9 protein-coding genes and 1 pseudogene are annotated in these 20,249 nt (G+C 70.3%); all 10 read left to right on the top strand.

From position 1 onward, the window contains the following. Positions 1 to 247: 247 nt before the first annotated feature. Positions 248 to 1,969 (top strand): asparagine synthase B, encoded by a 1,722-nt coding sequence (gene asnB / locus ACW5EG_RS11500; protein ID WP_457021525.1) that lies wholly within the window; start codon positions 248 to 250, stop codon positions 1,967 to 1,969. Positions 1,970 to 2,078: 109 nt separating this feature from the next. Continuing rightward, positions 2,079 to 2,903 carry a DsbC family protein gene (locus ACW5EG_RS11495; protein ID WP_457021523.1) on the top strand — a complete coding sequence of 275 codons (825 nt, stop codon included), beginning with the start codon at positions 2,079 to 2,081 and terminating at the stop codon, positions 2,901 to 2,903. 150 nt (positions 2,904 to 3,053) lie between these two features. Continuing rightward, complete coding sequence (purL, locus tag ACW5EG_RS11490; protein ID WP_457018847.1) at positions 3,054 to 7,004, top strand: phosphoribosylformylglycinamidine synthase; 3,951 nt, start codon at positions 3,054 to 3,056, stop codon at positions 7,002 to 7,004. Positions 7,005 to 7,653: 649 nt separating this feature from the next. After that, entirely contained in the window at positions 7,654 to 13,254 is a 5,601-nt protein-coding gene (locus ACW5EG_RS11485; RefSeq protein ID WP_457021521.1) for an ESPR-type extended signal peptide-containing protein, read from the top strand. A gap of 180 nt (positions 13,255 to 13,434) precedes the next feature. Further along, a complete protein-coding gene (locus ACW5EG_RS11480; protein ID WP_457021519.1) occupies positions 13,435 to 15,375 on the top strand; it encodes a S8 family serine peptidase in 1,941 nt (646 codons plus the stop codon). A gap of 145 nt (positions 15,376 to 15,520) precedes the next feature. Then, positions 15,521 to 17,269, top strand: a complete 1,749-nt coding sequence (gene gspE / locus ACW5EG_RS11475; protein WP_457021517.1) for a type II secretion system ATPase GspE — start codon at positions 15,521 to 15,523, stop codon at positions 17,267 to 17,269. A 7-nt stretch (positions 17,270 to 17,276) separates the two neighbouring features. After that, on the top strand, positions 17,277 to 18,494 hold the full coding sequence (gene xpsF, locus ACW5EG_RS11470) for a type II secretion system protein XpsF (protein ID WP_457019282.1): 1,218 nt from the start codon (positions 17,277 to 17,279) through the stop codon (positions 18,492 to 18,494). Positions 18,495 to 18,656: 162 nt separating this feature from the next. Continuing rightward, positions 18,657 to 19,073, top strand: coding sequence for a type II secretion system major pseudopilin GspG (gene gspG, locus ACW5EG_RS11465; RefSeq protein WP_457021808.1), 417 nt, complete (start codon positions 18,657 to 18,659; stop codon positions 19,071 to 19,073). 37 nt (positions 19,074 to 19,110) lie between these two features. Beyond that, positions 19,111 to 19,647: a type II secretion system protein XpsH gene (gene xpsH / locus ACW5EG_RS11460; protein ID WP_457021515.1), complete on the top strand. Its 537-nt coding sequence runs from the start codon at positions 19,111 to 19,113 to the stop codon at positions 19,645 to 19,647. A gap of 152 nt (positions 19,648 to 19,799) precedes the next feature. Further along, positions 19,800 to 20,210, top strand: a pseudogene (gene xpsI / locus ACW5EG_RS11455) (type II secretion system protein XpsI); the annotation flags it as partial. Positions 20,211 to 20,249: the final 39 nt, after the last annotated feature.

The raw sequence follows: 20,249 nt of genomic DNA, 5'->3' as shown, positions 1-20,249 counted from the left end.
CTGCAACCGTTGCAAACCGCGAAAGCGTCCTTTACGGTCGCCACATGGCAACGCAGTCCTTCCGCAACGCGCAGGTTCGCAACCGCAATTCCAATGCGGCGAACAATCGTGTGCGCGCAGCGGGCTGCAGCCAGGCGTAGATCCCTCCGGGGCCTCGCCCGGAACGCAAAAGCCCGCATCGCAGGATGCGGGCTTTTTTCGTATCGGGACCAGGCCCGGCCTTCTCTTCTCCAGGAGCGTCCCCCCCATGTGTTCGATCTTCGGCATCTTCGGGCTGCAGCCCGGCGACGACATCGCGGCCCTGCGCCGGCAGTCGCTGGAACTGTCCCAGCGCCAGCGCCACCGCGGCCCGGACTGGAGCGGCATCCATCACGACGACGGCGCGATCCTGGTGCACGAGCGCCTGGCGATCGTCGACCCGGCCGGCGGCTCGCAGCCGCTGCGATCGGCCGATGGCGCGCAGGTGCTCGCGGTCAATGGCGAAATCTACAACCACCGCGAGCTCAAGGCCGGACTCCAGCAGGACTACGACTTCCAGACCGGATCGGACTGCGAGGTGATCAACGCGCTGTACCGCGAGGACAGCCCGGGATCCTTCCTCAACCGCCTCAACGGCATCTTCGCCTTCGCCCTGTGGGATGCGCAGCGCGGGCGCGTGCTGATCGCGCGCGATCCGATCGGCGTGGTGCCGCTGTACTGGGGCCATGACCGCGAAGGACGTCTGTGCGTGGCCTCGGAGATGAAGGCGCTGGCGCCCATCTGCGCGGACGTCGCCCAGTTCCCGCCGGGGCACTGGTACGAGTGGTCGGCCGACGGCGCGGATGGCCGGCCCGAAGGCGCGCTGCACCGCTACTACGAGCGCCCGTGGCGCGACTATGCGGCGGTCGAAGGCGTGCAGGTGGAGCTGCAGGAGCTGCGCGAGGCGTTCGAGGCCGCGGTGCATCGCCAGCTGATGACCGACGTGCCCTATGGCGTGCTGCTTTCCGGCGGGCTCGACTCTTCGCTGGTGGCTGCGGTCGCCGCGCGCTATGCGCGCCATCGCGTGGAGGACAACGACGCCAGCGAAGCCTGGTGGCCGCGCCTGCACTCGTTCGCGATCGGGCTGGACGGTTCGCCGGATCTTGCCGCCGCCGAAGTGGCGGCGGAGATGCTGGGCACCGTGCACCACGGCTTCACCTACACCCTGCAGGAAGGGCTGGATGCGCTGCCGGAGGTGGTCCGCCACATCGAGACCTACGACGTCACCACCATCCGCGCCTCCACGCCGATGTACCTGCTGGCGCGGCGGATCAAGGCGATGGGAGTGAAGATGGTGCTGTCCGGCGAGGGCAGCGACGAGATCTTCGGTGGCTACCTGTACTTCCACAAGGCGCCCAACGCCCGCGAGTTCCACGAGGAGCTGGTGCGCAAGATCGACGCGCTGCACAACTACGACTGCCTGCGCGCCAACAAGTCGATGATGGCCTGGGGCGTGGAGCCGCGCGTGCCGTTCCTGGACCGCGAGTTCATGGACGTGGCCATGCGCATGGACGCGACCCACAAGATGATCGACCGCGGCGCGCAGGGCCCACAGCGGATGGAGAAGGGCGTGCTGCGCGCGGCTTTCGAGGGTTACCTGCCCGACGCGATCCTGTGGCGCCAGAAGGAGCAGTTCAGCGACGGCGTGGGCTACGGCTGGATCGACGCACTCAAGGCGCACGCCGAAGCGCAGGTGAGTGACCGTGAGCTCGCCGCCGCCAGCCGCCGCTTCCCGGTCAACCCGCCGCAGACCAAGGAGGCGCACTTCTACCGCACGCTCTTCGAGCAGTTCTATCCCGGCGCGGCCTGTGCCGAAACGGTGCCCGGCGGCAAGTCGATCGCCTGCTCGTCGCCCGCGGCGATCGCCTGGGACGCGAGCTTCGCGGCGATGGCCGATCCCTCGGGGCGCGCAGTCGCGGGCGTTCACGCCCAGGCGCTTGCGCGGGACTGAACGCCGGCGCGGTTGAACCCGCCCGTACCGGTCGGCGGCGCCCGCGCGGGCGCCGCGACACGGCGTGCGACAATTCACGCTTTCCGCGAATGCGCCCCGCGCCGAGCCCATGTCCGTGATGCGAAGCCTGCTGTTGTCCGCCCTGTGTGCCGCCAGCCTGTCCGCCTGCGCGCAGGCGCCGGACGAAGGCCCGGACGGGGAGGCGACGGGCGCAGATACCGTCGCCGTCGAAGAGGTCCAGACCAGGCCGGGCACGCCGGAAGACCGCGCCCGCCAGGCGATCCTGGCAATCAACCCGGAGATCCGGATCGACGCGATCGCGACCGCACCGCTGGACGGTTTCCAGGAAGTGATCGTCGGCGGCCAGGCGCTGTACGTGAGCGATGACGGCAAGTACCTGCTGCAGGGCAGCCTGTACGACATCGAGGCCAAGCGCGACGTCAGCCAGGCCGGCGTGGCCGAGGTGCGGCGCCGCCTGGTGGCGGCGGTGCCGGCCAGCGAACGCATCGTCTTCGCGCCGCCCAGCCCGAAGTACACCGTCAGCGTGTTCACCGACGTGGAGTGCGGCTACTGCCGCCGCCTGCACAAGGACATCGCCGAGTACAACAAGCGCGGCATCGCCATCGAATACCTGGCCTTCCCGCGTATGGGGATCGATACCCCGGACTATCGCCTGATGGTGTCGGTCTGGTGCGCGAAGGATCGTCGCAAGGCGCTGACCGACGCCAAGGACGGCCGCAAGGTGCCCGAGGCCAGCTGCGAGAACCCGGTGGCGCGCCATTACGATCTGGGCCAGCGCGTGGGCCTGACCGGCACCCCGATGATCGTCACTGCCAGCGGCGTGGCGATGCCGGGCTATTTGCCGCCCGATGCGCTGCTGTCGGCGCTGCAGGAAATGGATGCGGTGCAGCCGGGTGGCTCCGGCGAGGGCTGAGGGCGGGGGCGTGGACGACTGGCCCGGTCGCGGCTGAAGCCGCCCCTGCGCGGAGGGCCGGCGGGTGTGTCGGGCCGACGGGGCAACCGCGGGCCATGTCCGGCAAAGCCGCTTACAATAGGCGGCCCGCTCCCAAGTGTGCTCCCGGACATGATCGTCCTCGAGGGCCTGCCGGCCCTGTCGCCGTTCCGTCGCGAACGGCTTGAGCTCCGCCTCCAATCCGCATCGCCCGGGGTCCGCATCGTCGGCGCCTGGCACGTCTACTGGGTCGATTCCGAACCGGGCGCAACGCCGGATCCGGCCGTGCTGCGGCGCGTGCTGTCGGCCGGCGACCACCTGGCTCCGGTGGTCGAAGGTGCGGTGTCGCGCTTCGTGGCCCCGCGCCTGGGCACCATTTCGCCCTGGGCCAGCAAGGCCAGCGAGATCCTGCGCGGCGCCCGGCAGCCGGTGCGCCGCGTCGAGCGCGGTACCCGCATCGACCTGGCCGACTGGCCGGACGACCTTGCGGCCCAGGCCGCGCTGTCGAGGTTGCTGCACGACCCGATGACGCAGTCGCTGCTGGCTTCGCACGCCGGGGCGGCCGGGCTGTTCGTCACGCCGGCGCGCGGCGCGTTCGAGCGCATTGCGCTGGCGCAGCTGGAGCAGGCCAATACGCGCCTGGGCCTGGCGCTGGCCGCGGACGAGATCGAGTACCTGCGCGAGCGCTATGCCGAGCTTGGCCGCGATCCATCCGACGTCGAACTGATGATGTTCGCGCAGGCCAACTCCGAACATTGCCGGCACAAGATCTTCAACGCCTCGTGGACGGTAGATGGCGAGGACCAGCCGCGCTCGCTGTTCGCGATGATCCGCAACACCCACGCGCGCACGCCTCAGTACACGCTATCGGCCTACAGCGACAACGCGGCGGTGATGGAGGGCTATCAGGCCAGCCGCTTCCGGCCCGATCCGGCCAGCGGCGAGTACCGCAGCGAGCCGCCTACCGACAGCGCGTTCTGCATCAAGGTCGAGACCCACAACCATCCGACCGCGATCTCTCCGTTCTCCGGTGCGAGCACCGGTGCCGGCGGCGAGATCCGCGACGAGGGCGCGACCGGCCGCGGCGGCAAGCCCAAGGCCGGCCTGACCGGCTTCAGCGTCTCGCACCTGCGCATCCCCACGCTGCCCCAGCCCTGGGAGTCGCCGCGCGCGCTCAACCCGCGCATGGCGCCGGCGCTGGAGATCATGCTCGACGGCCCGCTCGGCGGCGCCGCATTCAACAACGAGTTCGGGCGGCCGAACCTGCTCGGCTATTTCCGCAGCTTCGAGCTGCAGCACGAAGGCGAGCCCGCGCGCGCCTACGACAAGCCGATCATGCTGGCCGGCGGCCTCGGCGCGATGGACCGGCCGATGGTGGCCAAGCACAGCCTGCAGCCCGGCGACGCGGTGGTGGTGCTGGGTGGCCCGGCGATGCTGATCGGCCTGGGCGGTGGCGCGGCGAGTTCGGTGGCTTCGGGCGAAAGCGCCGAAGACCTCGACTTCGCCTCGGTACAGCGCGAAAACCCCGAGATGGAGCGCCGCTGCCAGGAAGTGATCGACAGCTGCGTCGCGCTCGGCGAGGACAATCCCATCGCCTCGATCCACGACGTCGGCGCCGGTGGCCTGTCCAACGCGATTCCCGAACTGCTGCACGACTCCAACGTCGGCGGCGTGATCGACCTGGATCGCGTGCCCAGCGACGACCCTTCGCTGTCGCCGATGCAGCTGTGGTGCAACGAATCGCAGGAGCGCTACGTGCTGGGCGTGCCGCAGGCGCGCATGGCCGAATTCGCCGCGCTGTGCGAACGCGAGCGCTGCCCGTTCGCCGCGGTGGGCGTGGCGACGGCGGAGGAGCATCTGACGGTCGGGTATGGCGTGCTGGCGGGAGACATGCCGGCATCGGCGTCGCAGGACCTGCCGATCAACTTGCCCATGGACGTGCTGTTCGGCAAAGCGCCGAAGATGCATCGCGACGCGCAGCGCCCGGCGCCGGTGCGCTGGCGCGGGCTCAACACCAATGCCATCGACCTGCACGAGGCCGGGCTGCGCGTGCTGGCACACCCGACCGTCGCGGCCAAGCAGTTCCTGATCACGATCGGCGACCGCGCCGTGGGCGGACTGACCGCGCGCGACCAGCTGGTTGGTCCCTGGCAGATGCCGGTGGCCGACTGCGCGCTGACGCTGGCCGGCTATGAAGGCGTGGCCGGCGAAGCGATGGCGATCGGCGAGCGCACGCCGCTGGCGCTGATCGATGCCGCCGCGGCCGCACGCATGGCCGTGGGCGAGGCGATCACCAACCTGTGCGCCGCGCCGATCGAGGCGCTCGAGCGGGTCAAACTTTCGGCCAACTGGATGGCCGCCGCCGGCCATCCAGGCGAGGACGCAAAGCTGTTCGACGCGGTGTATGCCGTCGGCATGGAGCTGTGCCCGGAGCTCGGCCTGAGCATTCCGGTCGGCAAGGATTCGCTGTCGATGCAGGTGCAGTGGAACGATGCGGCGGGCGGTGGACAACCGCCGTCGTCCAATGGTGCCGCCGCTGCGGACCAGCCGCCCCCGTCCACCAGTCACAAGTCGGTCTCGCCGGTTTCGCTGATCGTCACCGCGTTCGCGCCCGTGCCCGACGTCACCCGGCAGCTCACGCCGTTGATCGAGGATGGCATCGACAGCGAGCTGTGGCTGATCGGCCTGGGCGCGGGCAAGCAGCGCCTGGGCGGCTCGATCCTGGCGCAGTGCTTCGACGCCTTTGGCGGCAGCTGCCCCGATCTTGATGATCCGGCGCGGCTGCGGGCCTTCTTCGAACTGATCCGCGATGCGCGCGAGGCAGGGCTGCTGCGCGCCTACCACGACCGCTCCGACGGCGGCACTTTCGCCGCGCTGTGCGAGATGGCGTTCTGTTCGCACCGCGGCCTGGATATCGACCTGGACGGCTGGGGCGAGGACCGTGCCGAGGATGCCTTCCGCACCCTGTTCTCCGAGGAACTGGGCGCTGTGGTGCAGATCGCGTGCGAGGACCGCGCGGAATTCGCCGACCTGCTCGCGCGCCATGGCCTGGTCGAGTGCGCGCAGCGCATCGCGCGTCCCACCAGCGGCGGCCGCATCCGCGTGCTGCATGGCGACGAGACCCTGGTCGACTGGCGCTGGGAGGAACTGTTCGACGCCTGGTGGTCGGTGAGCCACGCGATGCAGCGACTGCGCGACAACCCGGACTGCGCCGACGAGGAGCGCGATGCAGCGCGCCGCTTCGATGCACCGGGCCTGCAGCCCAAGCTCGGCTTCGATCCGTCCGAGGACGTGGCCGCGCCTTATATCGGCACCGGTGCGAGACCAAAGGTCGCGATCCTGCGCGAGCAGGGCGTCAACAGCCAGGTTGAGATGGCGGTGGGCTTCGACCGTGCCGGCTTCAGCGCGGTCGACGTGCACATGAGCGACCTCATCGCCGGGCGCGTGCGCCTGGACGGCTTCGACGGGCTGGTGGCCTGCGGCGGCTTCAGCTACGGCGACGTGCTCGGTGCGGGGCGCGGCTGGGCGACGTCGATCCTCGAGCGCGACCTTCTGCGCGACCAGTTCGGCGCGTTCTTCTTGCGCCCGGGGACGTTCTCCCTGGGCGTGTGCAACGGCTGCCAGATGCTGTCGCAGCTGCGGGAGATCATCCCGGGTGCGATGCACTGGCCGCACTTCCTGCGCAACCGCAGCGAGCAGTTCGAGGGCCGCCTGGGCATGCTGGAAGTGCTCGATTCGCCGTCGCTGTTCCTGTCCGGCATGGCCGGCTCGCGCATCCCCGTCGTCGTCTCCCACGGTGAAGGCCGTGCCGAGTTCGGTTCCGAAGCCGAGCGCACCGCGGCCCGCGTGGCGCTTCGCTACGTGGACGGCGACGGTGCGGCGGCAACGTCGTATCCGGCCAATCCCAACGGCTCGACCGACGCGATCGCAGGCCTGGCCAGTGACGATGGCCGCGCCACGATCCTGATGCCACATCCCGAGCGCACCTTGCGCAGCGCCAATTTCAGCTGGGCGCCGGCCGACTGGCCCGACGCCTCGCCGTGGATGCGGATGTTCCGCAACGCGCGGGCGCTGCTCGGCTGACCTGCGCCCGCGTCGCGGCGATGCCGCGGCGCGGAGCGCGCACTGTCCTCCATCCAGCCTGTGCCCGCCCGGGCGGCATCGGGGTGTCTGTCCTGTCGGGGTGGCTGCCGCGATCTGCCCCGAGCCGACGATGGCGGCGGCGCCCTGCGCCCCACTGCAGATAGGCGGAAAGTTCTTGCTGCACTGCAGCAACAAGCTCGTAGGCCCCCGGAAGCCATCCCCGCCTGGAAATCGCGTGACTGGCGCCCTCGGGACCCATGTAGCAGTGCCTGCGGCCGGACTCGACGCGCTGCTTTTCCATTCAGGTCAGCTCGTTTCCCCGGAAACATCGAAACCATGCGCGGGACATCGCGTAAGTCACTGATATTTTCCGTGGCAGGGTAACTCTGCGTCAATTTCTGACGTTTTGCGACCAAATGCTTGACGAGAATTGTCACTCATGGTGAATATCGTCCCAGCTGCAAGCAATTCGAGGAGCGTTCAGGAACAGCGCTATTGGCCCGCACAAGGACTGGCTCACAGCCGAATCTCATTGCGACCGCAGCACTCCCTGCTCCCTCCCGACGCAATTGCGCACCGCATGCCGTGAGCCATCCGCGCATGCGCTTCCCGGGGTTTTCGTCAGCCATTCCACCACGAGGGTCACTCGATGAACCGCATCTACTCCAAGGTCTGGAACCAGTCCACCGGTCAGGTAATCGTCGCGTCCGAACTGGCCAAGGCGAAGGGCAAGGGGAAAGGTGCGCGCCTGCTGCAGGCGGTGGTGATGGCGGGCGCGGTCGTGTTTGCCGGCGCTGCGATGGCGCAGGGTCCTGGTGGGCCATCGGGTTCCAAGTCACAGCATGCGGGCAAGTCGCATGCGCCTTCCAAGGCGCCGGCCAAGGAGAAGGCCTTGGACTGCGGCACGGCCAGCGCCACCGCAACCGGCGCGATGGCTTGCGGCAATGGTGCGGTCGCCAGCGGCGCCGGATCGACGGCGGTCGGCAATGCTGCACGGGCGACGCACGCCAACGCATCGGCGATCGGCAACAACGCGCGCGCGCTGCAGTCCAACGCGACTGCGGTGGGATCCAACGCGCTGGCGTCGGGCACGGCATCGACCGCGCTGGGCAGTTCCACCCAGGCGCTGGGCCTGCGCAGCACCGCCGTCGGCCAGGCCGCGCAGGCGCACGCGGAAGGCGCGATCGCGATCGGCTTCAACGCCTACGCTAGCCCCGCCGCTTCGGGCAGCGTGGCGCTCGGCTATGGCGCGCGCGCGACAGAAGCCGGCGTGCTGTCGGTGGGCAACGGCGGGGGCGCGGGCACGATCGGTCCGGCCACGCGACGGATCACCAACGTCAGCGACGGCATCGCCGTCAGTGATGCAGCCACGGTCGGGCAGGTGGATGAGGTCGCTGCCGCGGTTGGCGATGTCGCCGACGCGGTGGAGGCGGTGGCCGGGGTCGCTGAACACACCGACCGCTACTTCAAGGCCGACGGCGCCGATGACGGCAGCGACGACGCCAGCGTCGATGGCGAAGGCGCGATTGCCGCCGGCGCGAACGCCGTGGCCCAAGGCGATGGCGCGACCGCGCTGGGCGCCGGTGCACAGGCGACGTCCGCGTACGCGACTGCGGTGGGCGCCGACAGTGCGGCCTCGGGCAGCGAGTCCTCGGCCTTCGGTACGCTGTCGGACGCGTCGGGCGACTACGGCACGGCCATCGGCGGCCGTGCAGATGCGTCGGGGTTCAACAGCACCTCGGTGGGCAGCTGGAGCGCGGCCTCCGGCTACAACGCGACCGCCGTCGGCGCCGATAGCGTGGCCTCGGGCGATGACAGCGTGGCCCTGGGCCAGGCGGCGATGGCCACGGGCGCGGAGAGCGTGGCGGTGGGCGGCAGCTCGTTCCTCGGATTGTTCCCGACCGAAGCCTCGGGTGACTACTCGACCGCGGTGGGTGCGGGCGCGTGGGCGACGGGTACCAACGCCACGGCGCTGGGCAACTTCAGCACGGCCACCGGCGAGAACAGCACGGCGCTGGGCGCGGGCAGCATCGCCGAAGCGGACAACAGCGTGGCGCTGGGCGTGGGGTCGGAAGCTGACCGCGACGACAGCGTCTCGGTCGGGAGTGCTGGCGCGGAGCGCCAGATCACCAACGTGGCGGCAGGCACCGAGGGCACCGACGCGGTGAACCTGGACCAGCTGGAAGGCGCCACGGCCAGCAACCGCTACTTCCAGGCCACCGGCAACGACGACGACCCGAGCGACGACGTGGGTGCGTACGCAGAAGGCGCGTATGCGACTGCCTCGGGCGAAGCGGCCAATGCCTATGGCCAGGGTGCCTCGGCCTATGGCAGCGGCGCATATGCCGACGGCCAGTACTCGACGGCCTCGGGCTACAACGCCACCGCGACCGCCGACAGTGCGACGGCGGTGGGCGGCAGCCTGTACTACGAGGATCCGGACACGGGCGAAGTGCTGCTCGACCAGACCACGACCGCCTCCGACGTCGGCGCAAGCGCGTTCGGCGCGGGCGCACAGGCCAATGGCGCGTTCAGCACCGCCAGCGGTGCGGCCGCGACGGCGGACGGCCTGCAGGCGACCGCGACGGGCTACGGCAGCGGCGCCAGCGGCGACTTCACGACCGCGAACGGCAGCTTCAGCAATGCCGGCGGCTACGGTGCGAGTGCGCTGGGTTATGGCGCCGAGGCGGCGGGCGATTACGCCACCGCGGTGGGCGTGGTCGCCACGGCCAGCGGCGTCAGCAGCGTGGCCGTGGGCGAGTTCAGTGAAGCCACGGGCGACGAGAGCGTCGCGGTGGGCGGTTCCACGTTCTTCGGGTTCATTCCTGCCCAGGCATCGGGCACGGGGGCGACGGCGGTTGGCGCCGGCGCCTGGGCCACCGGCGATTACGGGACCGCGCTCGGCTGGAACAGCTGGGCCAATGCCGAAAGCGCCACGGCCCTGGGTGAGAGCGCGACCGCCAGCGCCGCCAACAGCGTGGCGTTGGGCGCGGGATCGCTGGCCGATCGCGAGGACAGCGTCTCGGTGGGCGACGTCGGCGCGGAGCGCCAGGTCACCAACGTCGCCGCGGGTACCGAGGCGACGGATGCGGTGAACCTGGAGCAGCTGGAAGGTGCGACCGAGCACACGCGCTACTTCGCCGCGAGCGGCGGCGTGGACAGCGACAACGCCGCCTACGTCGAAGGCGATTACGCGACGGCGGCAGGCGAGTCGGCCACGGCGATGGGCGATGGCGCCTCGGCGCTGGGCAGCGGTGCGTTCGCGCTGGCCGACCACGCCACGGCGGTGGGCTTCAACGCGGTCGCCGACCAGACCAGTGCGGTCGCGCTGGGCGCGAGCAGCGCGGCATTGGGCGAGTACGCGGTGGCGGTGGGCAGCGAAAGCCTCGCTTCGGGCGGCGAGTCCTCGGCCTTCGGTGCGCTGTCGGAAGCCTCGGGCACCTATGCCACGGCCGTAGGTAGCCGCGCAGAGGCATCCGGGTTCAACAGCACCTCGGTGGGCAGCTGGAGCGCGGCCTCTGGCTACAACGCCACGGCGGTGGGCGCCGACAGCGTGGCCTCGGGCGATGACAGCGTGGCCCTGGGCCAGGCGGCGATGGCCACGGGCGCGGAGAGCGTGGCGGTGGGCGGCAGCTCGTTCCTCGGGCTGTTCCCGACCGAAGCCTCGGGCGACTACTCCACCGCGGTGGGTGCGGGCGCGTGGGCGACGGGTACCAACGCCACGGCGCTGGGCAACTTCGCCACGGCGGCAGGCGAGGACAGCACCGCGCTGGGCGCGGGCAGCCTGGCCACCGCGGACAACAGCGTGGCGCTGGGCGTGGGTTCCGAAGCCGACCGCGACAACAGCGTGTCGGTCGGTGCGGCGGGCGCCGAGCGCCAGATCACCAACGTGGCAGCGGGCACCGAGGGCACGGATGCGGTGAACCTGGACCAGCTGGCAGACGCCACGGCCAGCAACCGCTACTTCCAGGCCACCGGCAACGACGACGACCCGAACGATGATGTGGGTGCATATGCCGAAGGCGCGTATGCCACCGCCTCGGGCGAGGCGGCCAACGCCTACGGCCAGGGCGCGTCGGCCTACGGCAGCGGCGCATATGCCGACGGCCAGTACTCGACCGCCTCGGGCTTCAACGCCACCGCGACGGCCGACAGCGCGACCGCAGTGGGCGGCAGCCTGTATTACGAGGACCCGGACACCGGCGAAGTGCTGCTTGACCAGACCACCACCGCCTCGGATGTCGGCGCAAGCGCATTTGGCGCCGGCGCGCAGGCCAACGGGGCGTTCAGCACCGCCAGCGGTGCGGCGGCGACGGCGGATGGACTGCAGGCCACGGCGATCGGCTACAGCAGCGTGGCTTCGGGGCTCGCATCGTCCAGCCTGGGTGGATTCTCGGAGGCGACCGGCGACTTCTCGACCGCGCTGGGCTACGCCGCTGCGGCGAGCAACACGCGCACCACGGCGGTGGGCATCTCGTCCTCGGCCAGTGGCCTGAACGCCACCGCGGTGGGCAATACCGCCTCCGCCAGCGGCAACGCATCGGTGGCGCTGGGCACCAGTTCGAACGCGACCGGTCTCAACGGCACTGCGCTGGGCGGTTCGGCCCGGGCGACCGCGGACAATGCCACCTCGTTGGGCCAGCTGGCCTGGGCAACGGTGGCGGGCGGTACCGCGATCGGTCGCGACGCCTATGTCTACGGTGCCGGCATCAACGCCACGGCGGTGGGCCTGAGCGCCTGGGCCAACGGCGCGAGCAGCGTGGCGCTGGGTGCGGGTTCGCGTGCGACCGAGGCGAACGTGGTGTCGGTGGGCAATGCCACCGGCGGCACGCATCCGGCGACACGCCGGATCGTCAACGTCGGCGACGGCATCGCGGCCAGCGATGCGGCAACGGTCGGGCAGCTGGAAGGTGCGACCGAGCACACGCGCTACTTTGCCGCGAGCGGCGGCACCGACAGCGACACCGCCGCCTATGTCGAAGGCGAGTACGCAACGGCATCGGGCGAATCGGCCACGGCAACGGGCGAGGGCGCTTCGGCGCTGGGCAGCGGTGCCTTCGCGCTGGCCGATGGCGCCACGGCGGTCGGCTTCAACGCGGTCGCCGACAAGACCGGCACCACCGCGGTCGGCGCCGGCAGCGCTGCCGTGGCGCTGGATGCGACGGCGGTGGGCGTCGGCGCGCTGGCGCAGGCCAGCAACAGTGTCGCGCTTGGCCAGGGCTCGGTCGCCGACGAGGACAACACCGTCTCGGTCGGCAGCGAAGGCAACGAGCGCCAGGTCACCAACGTGGCCGCGGGTCGGGTCGCAATGGGCAGCACCGATGCGGTGACCGGCGGCCAGGTCCATGACGCGCTCGACAGCACGGCGCAGATCATCGGCGGCGGATCCGAGGTCACCGCATTCGGCACGCTGTCGGCGCCGGCCTTCATGATCCAGGGCAGCACCTACTTCAGCGTCGGCGACGCCTTCGGCGCGGTGGATGCACAGATCAGCGTGCTCGACGGCCGCCTGAGCGTGCTGGAGGGGAGCGCGTCGGCATCGGCAGGCCAGTCGACCGCTGCCTCGGCCGGTCGGCGCCTCGGTGATCCGGCAAGCGACGTCGGCACGTCCAGCATCGACGATGCAGGCGGCACCGGCGGCGGCACGACGCAGGGCACCGTCGTCACCGCCAACGCGGTCGCCATCGGCGACGGGGCCGTGGCAACGCAGCCCACATCGACTGCCGTCGGCGATGGCGCGACTGCCACCGCCGCGAATTCGGTTGCGCTGGGCCAGGGTTCGGTGGCCGACCGTGCGAACACCGTCTCGGTGGGCAGCGCCGGCAACGAACGCCAGGTCACCAACGTCGCGGCCGGTACCCAGGCGACCGACGCGGTGAACGTCGCCCAGCTCGAGTCGACAGCAACCCAGGCCGTCGCGACCGCGAATGCCTACACCGACCAGCGCTTCGACACCTGGAGCGACAGCTTCTCGGCCTACCAGGGCGAGCTCGAGCAGCGATTCACCGACCAGGACCGTCGCATCGACCGCCAGGGTGCGATGGGTGCGGCGATGCTGAACATGGCCACCAGCGCCGCGGGCATCCGCACCCAGAACCGGGTCGGCGTCGGCCTTGGTTTCCAGGGCGGTGAGAGCGCGCTGTCGCTGGGATACCAGCGCGCGATCAGCGACCGCGCGACGCTGACCATCGGTGGCGCGTTCAGCGGCGACGAGAACTCGGTGGGCGTCGGTGCCGGCTTTGGCTGGTGAGTGTGCGGGCGGGCGCGCCACGGTGCGCCCGCCCAACCGGAAACAACGGTTCCCGCGGTGCGCGCAGCGCATCCGTCAGCCGCGGGACGGCTCCAGCTTGAGACGGTGACTGCGGCACGTGCGGTGATCCCGCCCGCGTCGTCCCATGCGAGTTGATCCATTTCGTCGAGAGGGAAATCCATGAACAAGCGCAACATCCTCCCCTGCACCCTGGCCGTCGCGGTGATTGCCGCCATTGGCGCGACCGGTGCCATCGCCGCCAAGAAGCCGAAGTTCGCGATGGACACGGCCAACCTGTCGGCCAGCCTCGGCGACCAGCAGGCGTTCCACCGCTTTGTCGTGGAGTACCGCCAGGGCACGCGCGAGAAGAGCGACCGCAATGCCGGCGTGGCCGCGGTCAACCGGGCGCTGTCGCGTTCGGCACTGACCAAGGGCCGGGCCGCGTCCGCCAGCCACCTGCGCACGCTCGCGACTGGCCAGCAGCTGGTCAAGCTCTCGCGCAGCCTCGACCGGGTCGAGGCAGATGCCCTGCTGCGCCAGATCAAGGCCGATCCGAACGTGGTCTCGGTACGGCCGGATCGCCTGCGCCAGATCGCCCGCGACGCGGTGCGCCTGCCGCGCGTGCAGCCGGCCTACATCCCGAATGATCCCGACTTCCTCGAATACCAGTGGCATATGCTCGCCCCGGACGGCTCGGCCACCTTCGACGGCGGGCCCAACCGCGGCGGCGCCAACGTGTCGGCGGCCTGGGACCTGGCCGACGGCAACGGCATCACCATCGCGGTGCTCGACACCGGCATCAGCGAACACCCGGACGTCGACACCTCGTTCGCCGACGCGGGCTATGACTTCATCACCGATGCGTTCGTCTCCGGCCGCGACACCGACGACCGCGTGCCCGGCGGCTGGGACCTGGGCGACTGGACCATCGGCTACCCCGGCGCGGAAACCTGCCAGCAGCGCTACAGCTCCTGGCACGGCACCCACGTGGCCAGCACCGCTGGCGCGCAGGCCACCGACAACGGGGTCGGCATGACCGGCATCGCCTACAACGCGAACGTGCTGCCGATCCGCGTGCTCGGCCACTGCGGCGGTTACGACACCGACATCTCCGACGCGATCGTCTGGGCCGCGGGCGGTGAAGTCGAGGGCATGCCGCTCAACCCGAACCCCGCGCACGTGATCAACCTCAGCCTCGGCGGCTCTGGGGCCTGCACGGAGTACGAGGCCGATGCGGTCGCACAGGCCAATGCACGGGGCGCGGTGGTCGTGGTCGCCGCCGGCAACCAGAACGCCAACACCTCGGGCTACTCGCCCGGCAACTGCCCCGGCGTGATCACCGTGGCCTCGAATGGCGTGACCAGCCGGCGCGCGTACTACTCAAACTTCGGCGACGGCATCGAGATCTCCGCGCCGGGCGGCGGCGTCTACGCCAATGACGGCAGCGGCGGCGCGCAGATCTACGACGGCTTCATCTGGCAGGCGGTCAATCCCAGCGACACGACGCCGCTGCCGGCCGACCAGATCGCACCAGACGGCTCCAACGGCGGCTACGGTGGCTCTGCCGGCACCTCGCAGGCCGCGCCGCACGTCGCCGGCGTGGTCGCGCTGGTGCAGGGCGCACGCCTGGATGCCGGCATGCCGCTGCTCACGCCCGTCGAAGTGCTCGAGGTGCTGCAGGACACGGTGACGCCGTTCACCGTCGCGCCCACGGCCGCGCAGCCGATCGGCCCCGGCATCCTCAATGCCGCGGGCGCGGTGGCCAAGGCGATCGAGCCGCCGTGCGAGCTGGACTGCGCGCCCGACGCGACGCCGATCGTCAATCGCGTGGCCGTCACCGGTCTGTCCGGCACGGCCGGCAGCGAGACGCTCTACAGCATCACCCTGCCCGCCGGAGCCAGCGGGCCGCTGAGCATCACCACCACCGGCGGCAGCGGCGACGTCAACCTCCTGGTCAGCTTCGAGGAGGAGCCGACCGATGCCGACGCGGACTTCCGTTCGGCGCGGCCCGGCAACAACGAGACCGTGCGGATCAATGCGCCGCAAGCCGGCACCTACTACATCAAGCTGACTGCCGCGCGCGCCTACAGCAACGTGCGCCTGCAGGCCCGCCACAACTGATTGCTGCATCGCTGAACGCAGGAGCCCCGGCTGGTCCGGGGCTCTTGTGTTATGCACGCATGAATCCCGGCCCCAGCCTGGACACGTGCGGCATCGCCTTGCCGGCGCCCGCGGCGCAAGCTGCTAAAGTCGTGGCCCCCGACGGATGCCGAACGTGAACGCGATCCCCGATGCTCCCGTCAGCGAGTCCGTGGCGCAGGACGCGGAGGACCGCATCGTCGCCGCGCTGCTCGAGCGCCAGCAGCTCAAGGAAGTGGACCTTGCGCGCGCGCGCCGCCTGCAGGAAGAGACCGGCGGCGGCATCCTGTCGCTGCTGTCCAGGCTGGGCCTGGTCTCCGAGCGCGACCACGCCGAAGCCTGCGCCAGCGCGCTGCAACTGCGCCTGCTAGGCGCCAAGGACCTGCCCGACGCACCGCCAGAGACGCTGTCCGATGCGCAGCCACTGAGCGCACGCTTCCTCAGGCAGTTCCACCTGTGCCCGATCGGCGAACAGGACGGGCGCCTGGTGCTGTGGATGGCCGACCCGCACGACCGCTACGCGCTCGACGCCGTGCGACTGGCCACCAGCCGCGCGATCGAGCCGACGGTGGGGCTGCGTTCGGAGATCGACGACCTGATCGAGCGCTGGCATGGCCAGGGCCGCAGCGCGATGGGCGCCATCGTCGAGACCGCCGACGGCGAAGGCGGCGCCGACATGGATGATGTCGAGCACCTGCGCGATCTCGCCAGCGAAGCGCCGGTGATCCGCCTGGTCAACCTCGTCATCCAGCGCGCCGTCGAACTGCGCGCCTCGGACATCCATATCGAGCCGTTCGAGACCCGGCTCAAGGTGCGCTACCGCATCGACGGCGTGCTCGAGGAGGGCGAGAGCCCGCCGAGCAACCTCACTGCGGCCGTGATCAGCCGCATCAAGATCATGGCCAAGCTCAACATCGCCGAGCGCCGCCTGCCGCAGGACGGCCGCATCATGCTGCGCGTGCAGGGCAAGGAGCTGGACCTGCGCGTGAGCACGGTCCCGACCGCGCACGGCGAGAGCGTGGTGATGCGCCTGCTCGATCGCGAGACGGTGGTGTTCGACTTCGAACGGCTCGGCTTCACGGGGGATTTCCTTCCCGCATTCCAGCGCGTGCTTGAGCAGCCGCACGGCATCCTGCTGGTCACCGGCCCGACCGGCTCGGGCAAGACCACCACGCTGTACACCGCGCTCAGCAAACTCAACACGCCCGACGTCAAGATCATCACCGTCGAGGATCCGGTCGAGTACCAGATCGAGGGCATCAACCAGATCCAGGCGCGGCCGCAGATCGGGCTGGATTTCGCCAACGCCCTGCGCAGCATCGTGCGCCAGGACCCCGACATCATCATGATCGGCGAGATGCGCGACCTGGAAACCGCGCGCATCGCGATCCAGTCCGCGCTCACCGGCCACCTGGTGCTCAGTACCCTGCACACCAACAACGCCGCCGGCGGCATCACCCGCATGCTCGACATGGGCGTCGAGGATTACCTGCTGACCTCGACGGTCAACGGCATCCTCGCCCAGCGCCTGGTGCGGCGGCTCGAACCCACGCACGCGGAAAAATACGCTGCGTCGCCCGAGGAGATCGACAAGTTCGGCCTGCGCCGCTTCCAGCCCGAGGACGAGGTCTTCCTGTATCGGCCGCGCGGCTCTGCGATCGCGCCGACCGGCTACTTGGGGCGCACGACGATCGTCGAGTTCATGGTCATGAACGATGAGCTGCGGCGCGCGGTGATGCGCCACGCCGGCATGGGCGAGCTCGAACAGATCGCGCGCCAGCACGGCATGCGCACCATGTACGAGGACGGCCTGGCCAAGGCGCTCGCCGGCGTGACCACGCTCGAGGAAGTGCTGCGGGTGACCGAAGAGGCATGAGCGCCTGATGCCCCTGTACCGCTACAAGGCGCTCAACAGCCGCGGCGAGACGCTGGACGGGCAGATGGAGGCCGCCAGCGACAGCGAGGTGGTGCTGCGGCTGCAGGAGCAGGGCCATCTTCCGGTGGAGGCGCGGCTGGCCAGCGAAGCAGGCGGCGGCACTTCCTGGCGATCGCTGCTGCGGCCGAAGCCTTTCGCAGGCCAGCGCCTGGTGCAGTTCACCCAGCAGCTGGCGACCCTGCTTGGTGCAGGACAACCGCTGGATCGCGCCCTGACCATCCTGCTGGAACTGCCGGAGGAGCCGGCCGCCAGGCGCACCATTTCCGAAATCCGGGATGCCGTGCGCGGCGGCACCACGCTCTCCGGCGCGCTGGAGCGACAGCACGGCACGTTCTCGCGCCTGTACATCAACATGGTGCGCGCGGGCGAGGCAGGCGGCAGCCTCGAGGAGACGCTGCAGCGCCTGGCCGACTACCTCGAGCGCAGCCGACTGCTGCGCGGGCGCGTGGTCAATGCGCTGATCTATCCGGTGATCCTGCTGGCGATGGTCGGCCTGTCGATGATGTTCCTGCTCGGCTACGTGGTGCCCCAGTTCGCGGCGATGTACGAAAGCCTGGACGCGCCGCTGCCGCTGTTCACGAAAATCGTGCTGGCGCTGGGCCTGTTCGTGCGCGACTGGTGGATCGTGCTGCTGGCGGTGCCGGCGCTGGCGCTATGGTGGCTGGACCGGCGCCTGCGCGACGTGGCGTTCCGCACGCGCTTCGATGGCTGGCTGCTGCGACAGCGGCTGGTCGGGCCGATGATGGCGCGGCTGGAAACCGCGCGGCTGGCGCGCACGCTCGGCACCCTGCTGCGCAATGGCGTGCCGCTGATGTCGGCGCTTGGCATCGGCCGTAGCGTGGTCGGGAACCGCGTGCTCGCCGCCGATGTCGAAGCTGCGGCGGAAGAGGTGAAGAACGGCGTCGGGCTGGCGACGGCGCTGGGCAAGGGCAAGCGTTTCCCGCGCCTGGCGCTGCAGATGGTGCAGGTGGGCGAAGAGTCAGGCGCGCTCGACGCGATGCTGCTCAAGACAGCCGACACCTTCGAGCAGGAAACCGGTCAGGCGCTGGACCGCATGCTGGCTGCACTGGTGCCGGCGATCACGATGGTGCTGGCGCTGGTGGTGATGGCGGTGATCCTGGCGGTGCTGGTGCCGGTGTATGACCTGACCAGTGTGATCGGGTGAGTGACTGCGGCAGGGCGCATCATTGCGGACTGAATTCGAGGGATTAAGGAGGACGTTGGTATGGGCGAGCGACGGTTTCAGGTGCGGGGCGGTGCGGGGGGCGCGGGCTCCGAAGGAGTTTTGCGCGGGCGATTCGCTGGTGTTACCCGTGGCGACGGCGTCATTCCAACCGCGTCTGTTGGTAGCCGGCAGCGCGGATTCAGCCTGATCGAGATCATCCTCGTCGTGGTCCTGATCGGCGGCATCGTCGCATTCGCGGCCACGCGCATCCTCGGCGGCGGCGATCGTGCCCGCGTCAACCTCGCGCGCGCGCAGGTGCAGACGATGGCCGACAAGGTGAGCCAGTTCGAGATGGATACCGGCACGCTGCCGGCCTCGCTCGACCAACTGGTCACCCAGCCTGGCGGCGCCGTCGGCTGGCTGGGGCCGTATGCCAGGGAATCCGAACTCAAGGATCCCTGGAACACGCCGATCGAGTACCGCGCGCCCGGCGATGGCCGGCCCTACGACATCGTCAGTCTAGGCGCCGACCGCAAGTCGGGCGGCGACAGTGTCGATGCGGACATCCGCAACGACTGACGCGGCACACGGGCGCGCAGTGCGCAACGGCACGGGCATGCGATGGCCATCGTCCGCCGCCGGCGGCGCGGACGCGACCGTGTTGCGCAGGCCTGCGACTCCTTCGGCTGCACGACCCGCGCGCCGCGTCCAGCGCGGCATGACGCTGCTGGAGATCCTGCTGGTCATGGCCCTGATCGCAGCGACCGGCCTGCTGGCCGCGGGCATCCTCACCGGTGGCTTCGACCGCATGGAGCTGCGCTCCAGCGCACGCGAGCTTGCCGCGCAGCTGCGCTTCACGCGCACGCGCGCGATCGCCACCGGTACCACCCAGCAATTCACCATCGATCCCGCCGCGCGCGCCTGGCAGGGCGCGGACGGGCACGGCGGTGAAATCCCCGAATCGCTGGACGTGCAGTTCACCGGCGCACGCGAAGTGCAGCCCGGCGAGGGCGTGGGCGCGATCGTGTTCTTCAGCGATGGCGCCTCGACCGGCGGACGAGTGCAGCTGCGCATGCGCGATGCGGCCTGGAACATCGACGTGGCCTGGCTCACGGGCGAGGTAACGCTGCGACGCAGGGAGGTGGGGCGATGAGTCGCTGTGCGCTGCAGGAGAACGGTTCGGTCACGCTCGACAGGATGCGGGCGCCATGGCGGGTATTGGGCAGCGAATCGGCGTTGGCCGGGCCATTTGTCGGCGTCAGCCGTGGCGACGGCCTCACTGGCGGTGCGGGGGTCCGTTCTTCGCAGCGCGGCTATTCACTGCTCGAGGTCATCGTCGCCTTCGCCGTGCTGGGCGTTGCGCTGAGCCTGCTGCTGGGCGCACTGTCCGGCGGCACGCGGCAGGTGCGCTGGGCTGCCGACAGCGGACGCGCGGTCCTGCATGCGCAGTCGCTGCTGGACGAGGTGGGCGTGGGCGAGGTGCTGGCCCCCGGCCGACGCGACGGCGAATTCGGCGGCGGACGCTATCACTGGGTGCTGGAGGTGGCGCCGTACGACGACCGCGACCGTCCACCTGCGCCGCAGTCGGATCCTTATGCGCCGCAGCTGCTGCAGCTGCGGCTGGTGGTGACCTGGGGCGAAGGCGGGCCGCGCGAGCGCCTGCAGCTGGAGACGCTGCGGCTGGTGCAGCCGGATCCGTCGGGGCTGTCGGGATGAGGCGTCCGGTGCCTGATCGACATGGATTGGTGTCGGTGG

Source organism: Luteimonas sp. A611, from assembly GCF_054072715.1.
The sequence above is the reverse complement of the archived record's forward strand: the minus strand, read 5'-3'. Positions and strand labels throughout refer to the sequence as shown.

Coding starts and splice junctions, on each gene's coding strand:
- xpsF (WP_457019282.1), top strand. CDS start 17,277: ATGCCCCTGTACCGCTACAAGGCGCTCAACAGCCGCGGCGAGACGCTG.
- gspE (WP_457021517.1), top strand. CDS start 15,521: ATGCCGAACGTGAACGCGATCCCCGATGCTCCCGTCAGCGAGTCCGTG.
- ACW5EG_RS11495 (WP_457021523.1), top strand. CDS start 2,079: ATGTCCGTGATGCGAAGCCTGCTGTTGTCCGCCCTGTGTGCCGCCAGC.
- ACW5EG_RS11485 (WP_457021521.1), top strand. CDS start 7,654: ATGAACCGCATCTACTCCAAGGTCTGGAACCAGTCCACCGGTCAGGTA.
- xpsH (WP_457021515.1), top strand. CDS start 19,111: ATGCGATGGCCATCGTCCGCCGCCGGCGGCGCGGACGCGACCGTGTTG.
- ACW5EG_RS11480 (WP_457021519.1), top strand. CDS start 13,435: ATGAACAAGCGCAACATCCTCCCCTGCACCCTGGCCGTCGCGGTGATT.
- purL (WP_457018847.1), top strand. CDS start 3,054: ATGATCGTCCTCGAGGGCCTGCCGGCCCTGTCGCCGTTCCGTCGCGAA.
- asnB (WP_457021525.1), top strand. CDS start 248: ATGTGTTCGATCTTCGGCATCTTCGGGCTGCAGCCCGGCGACGACATC.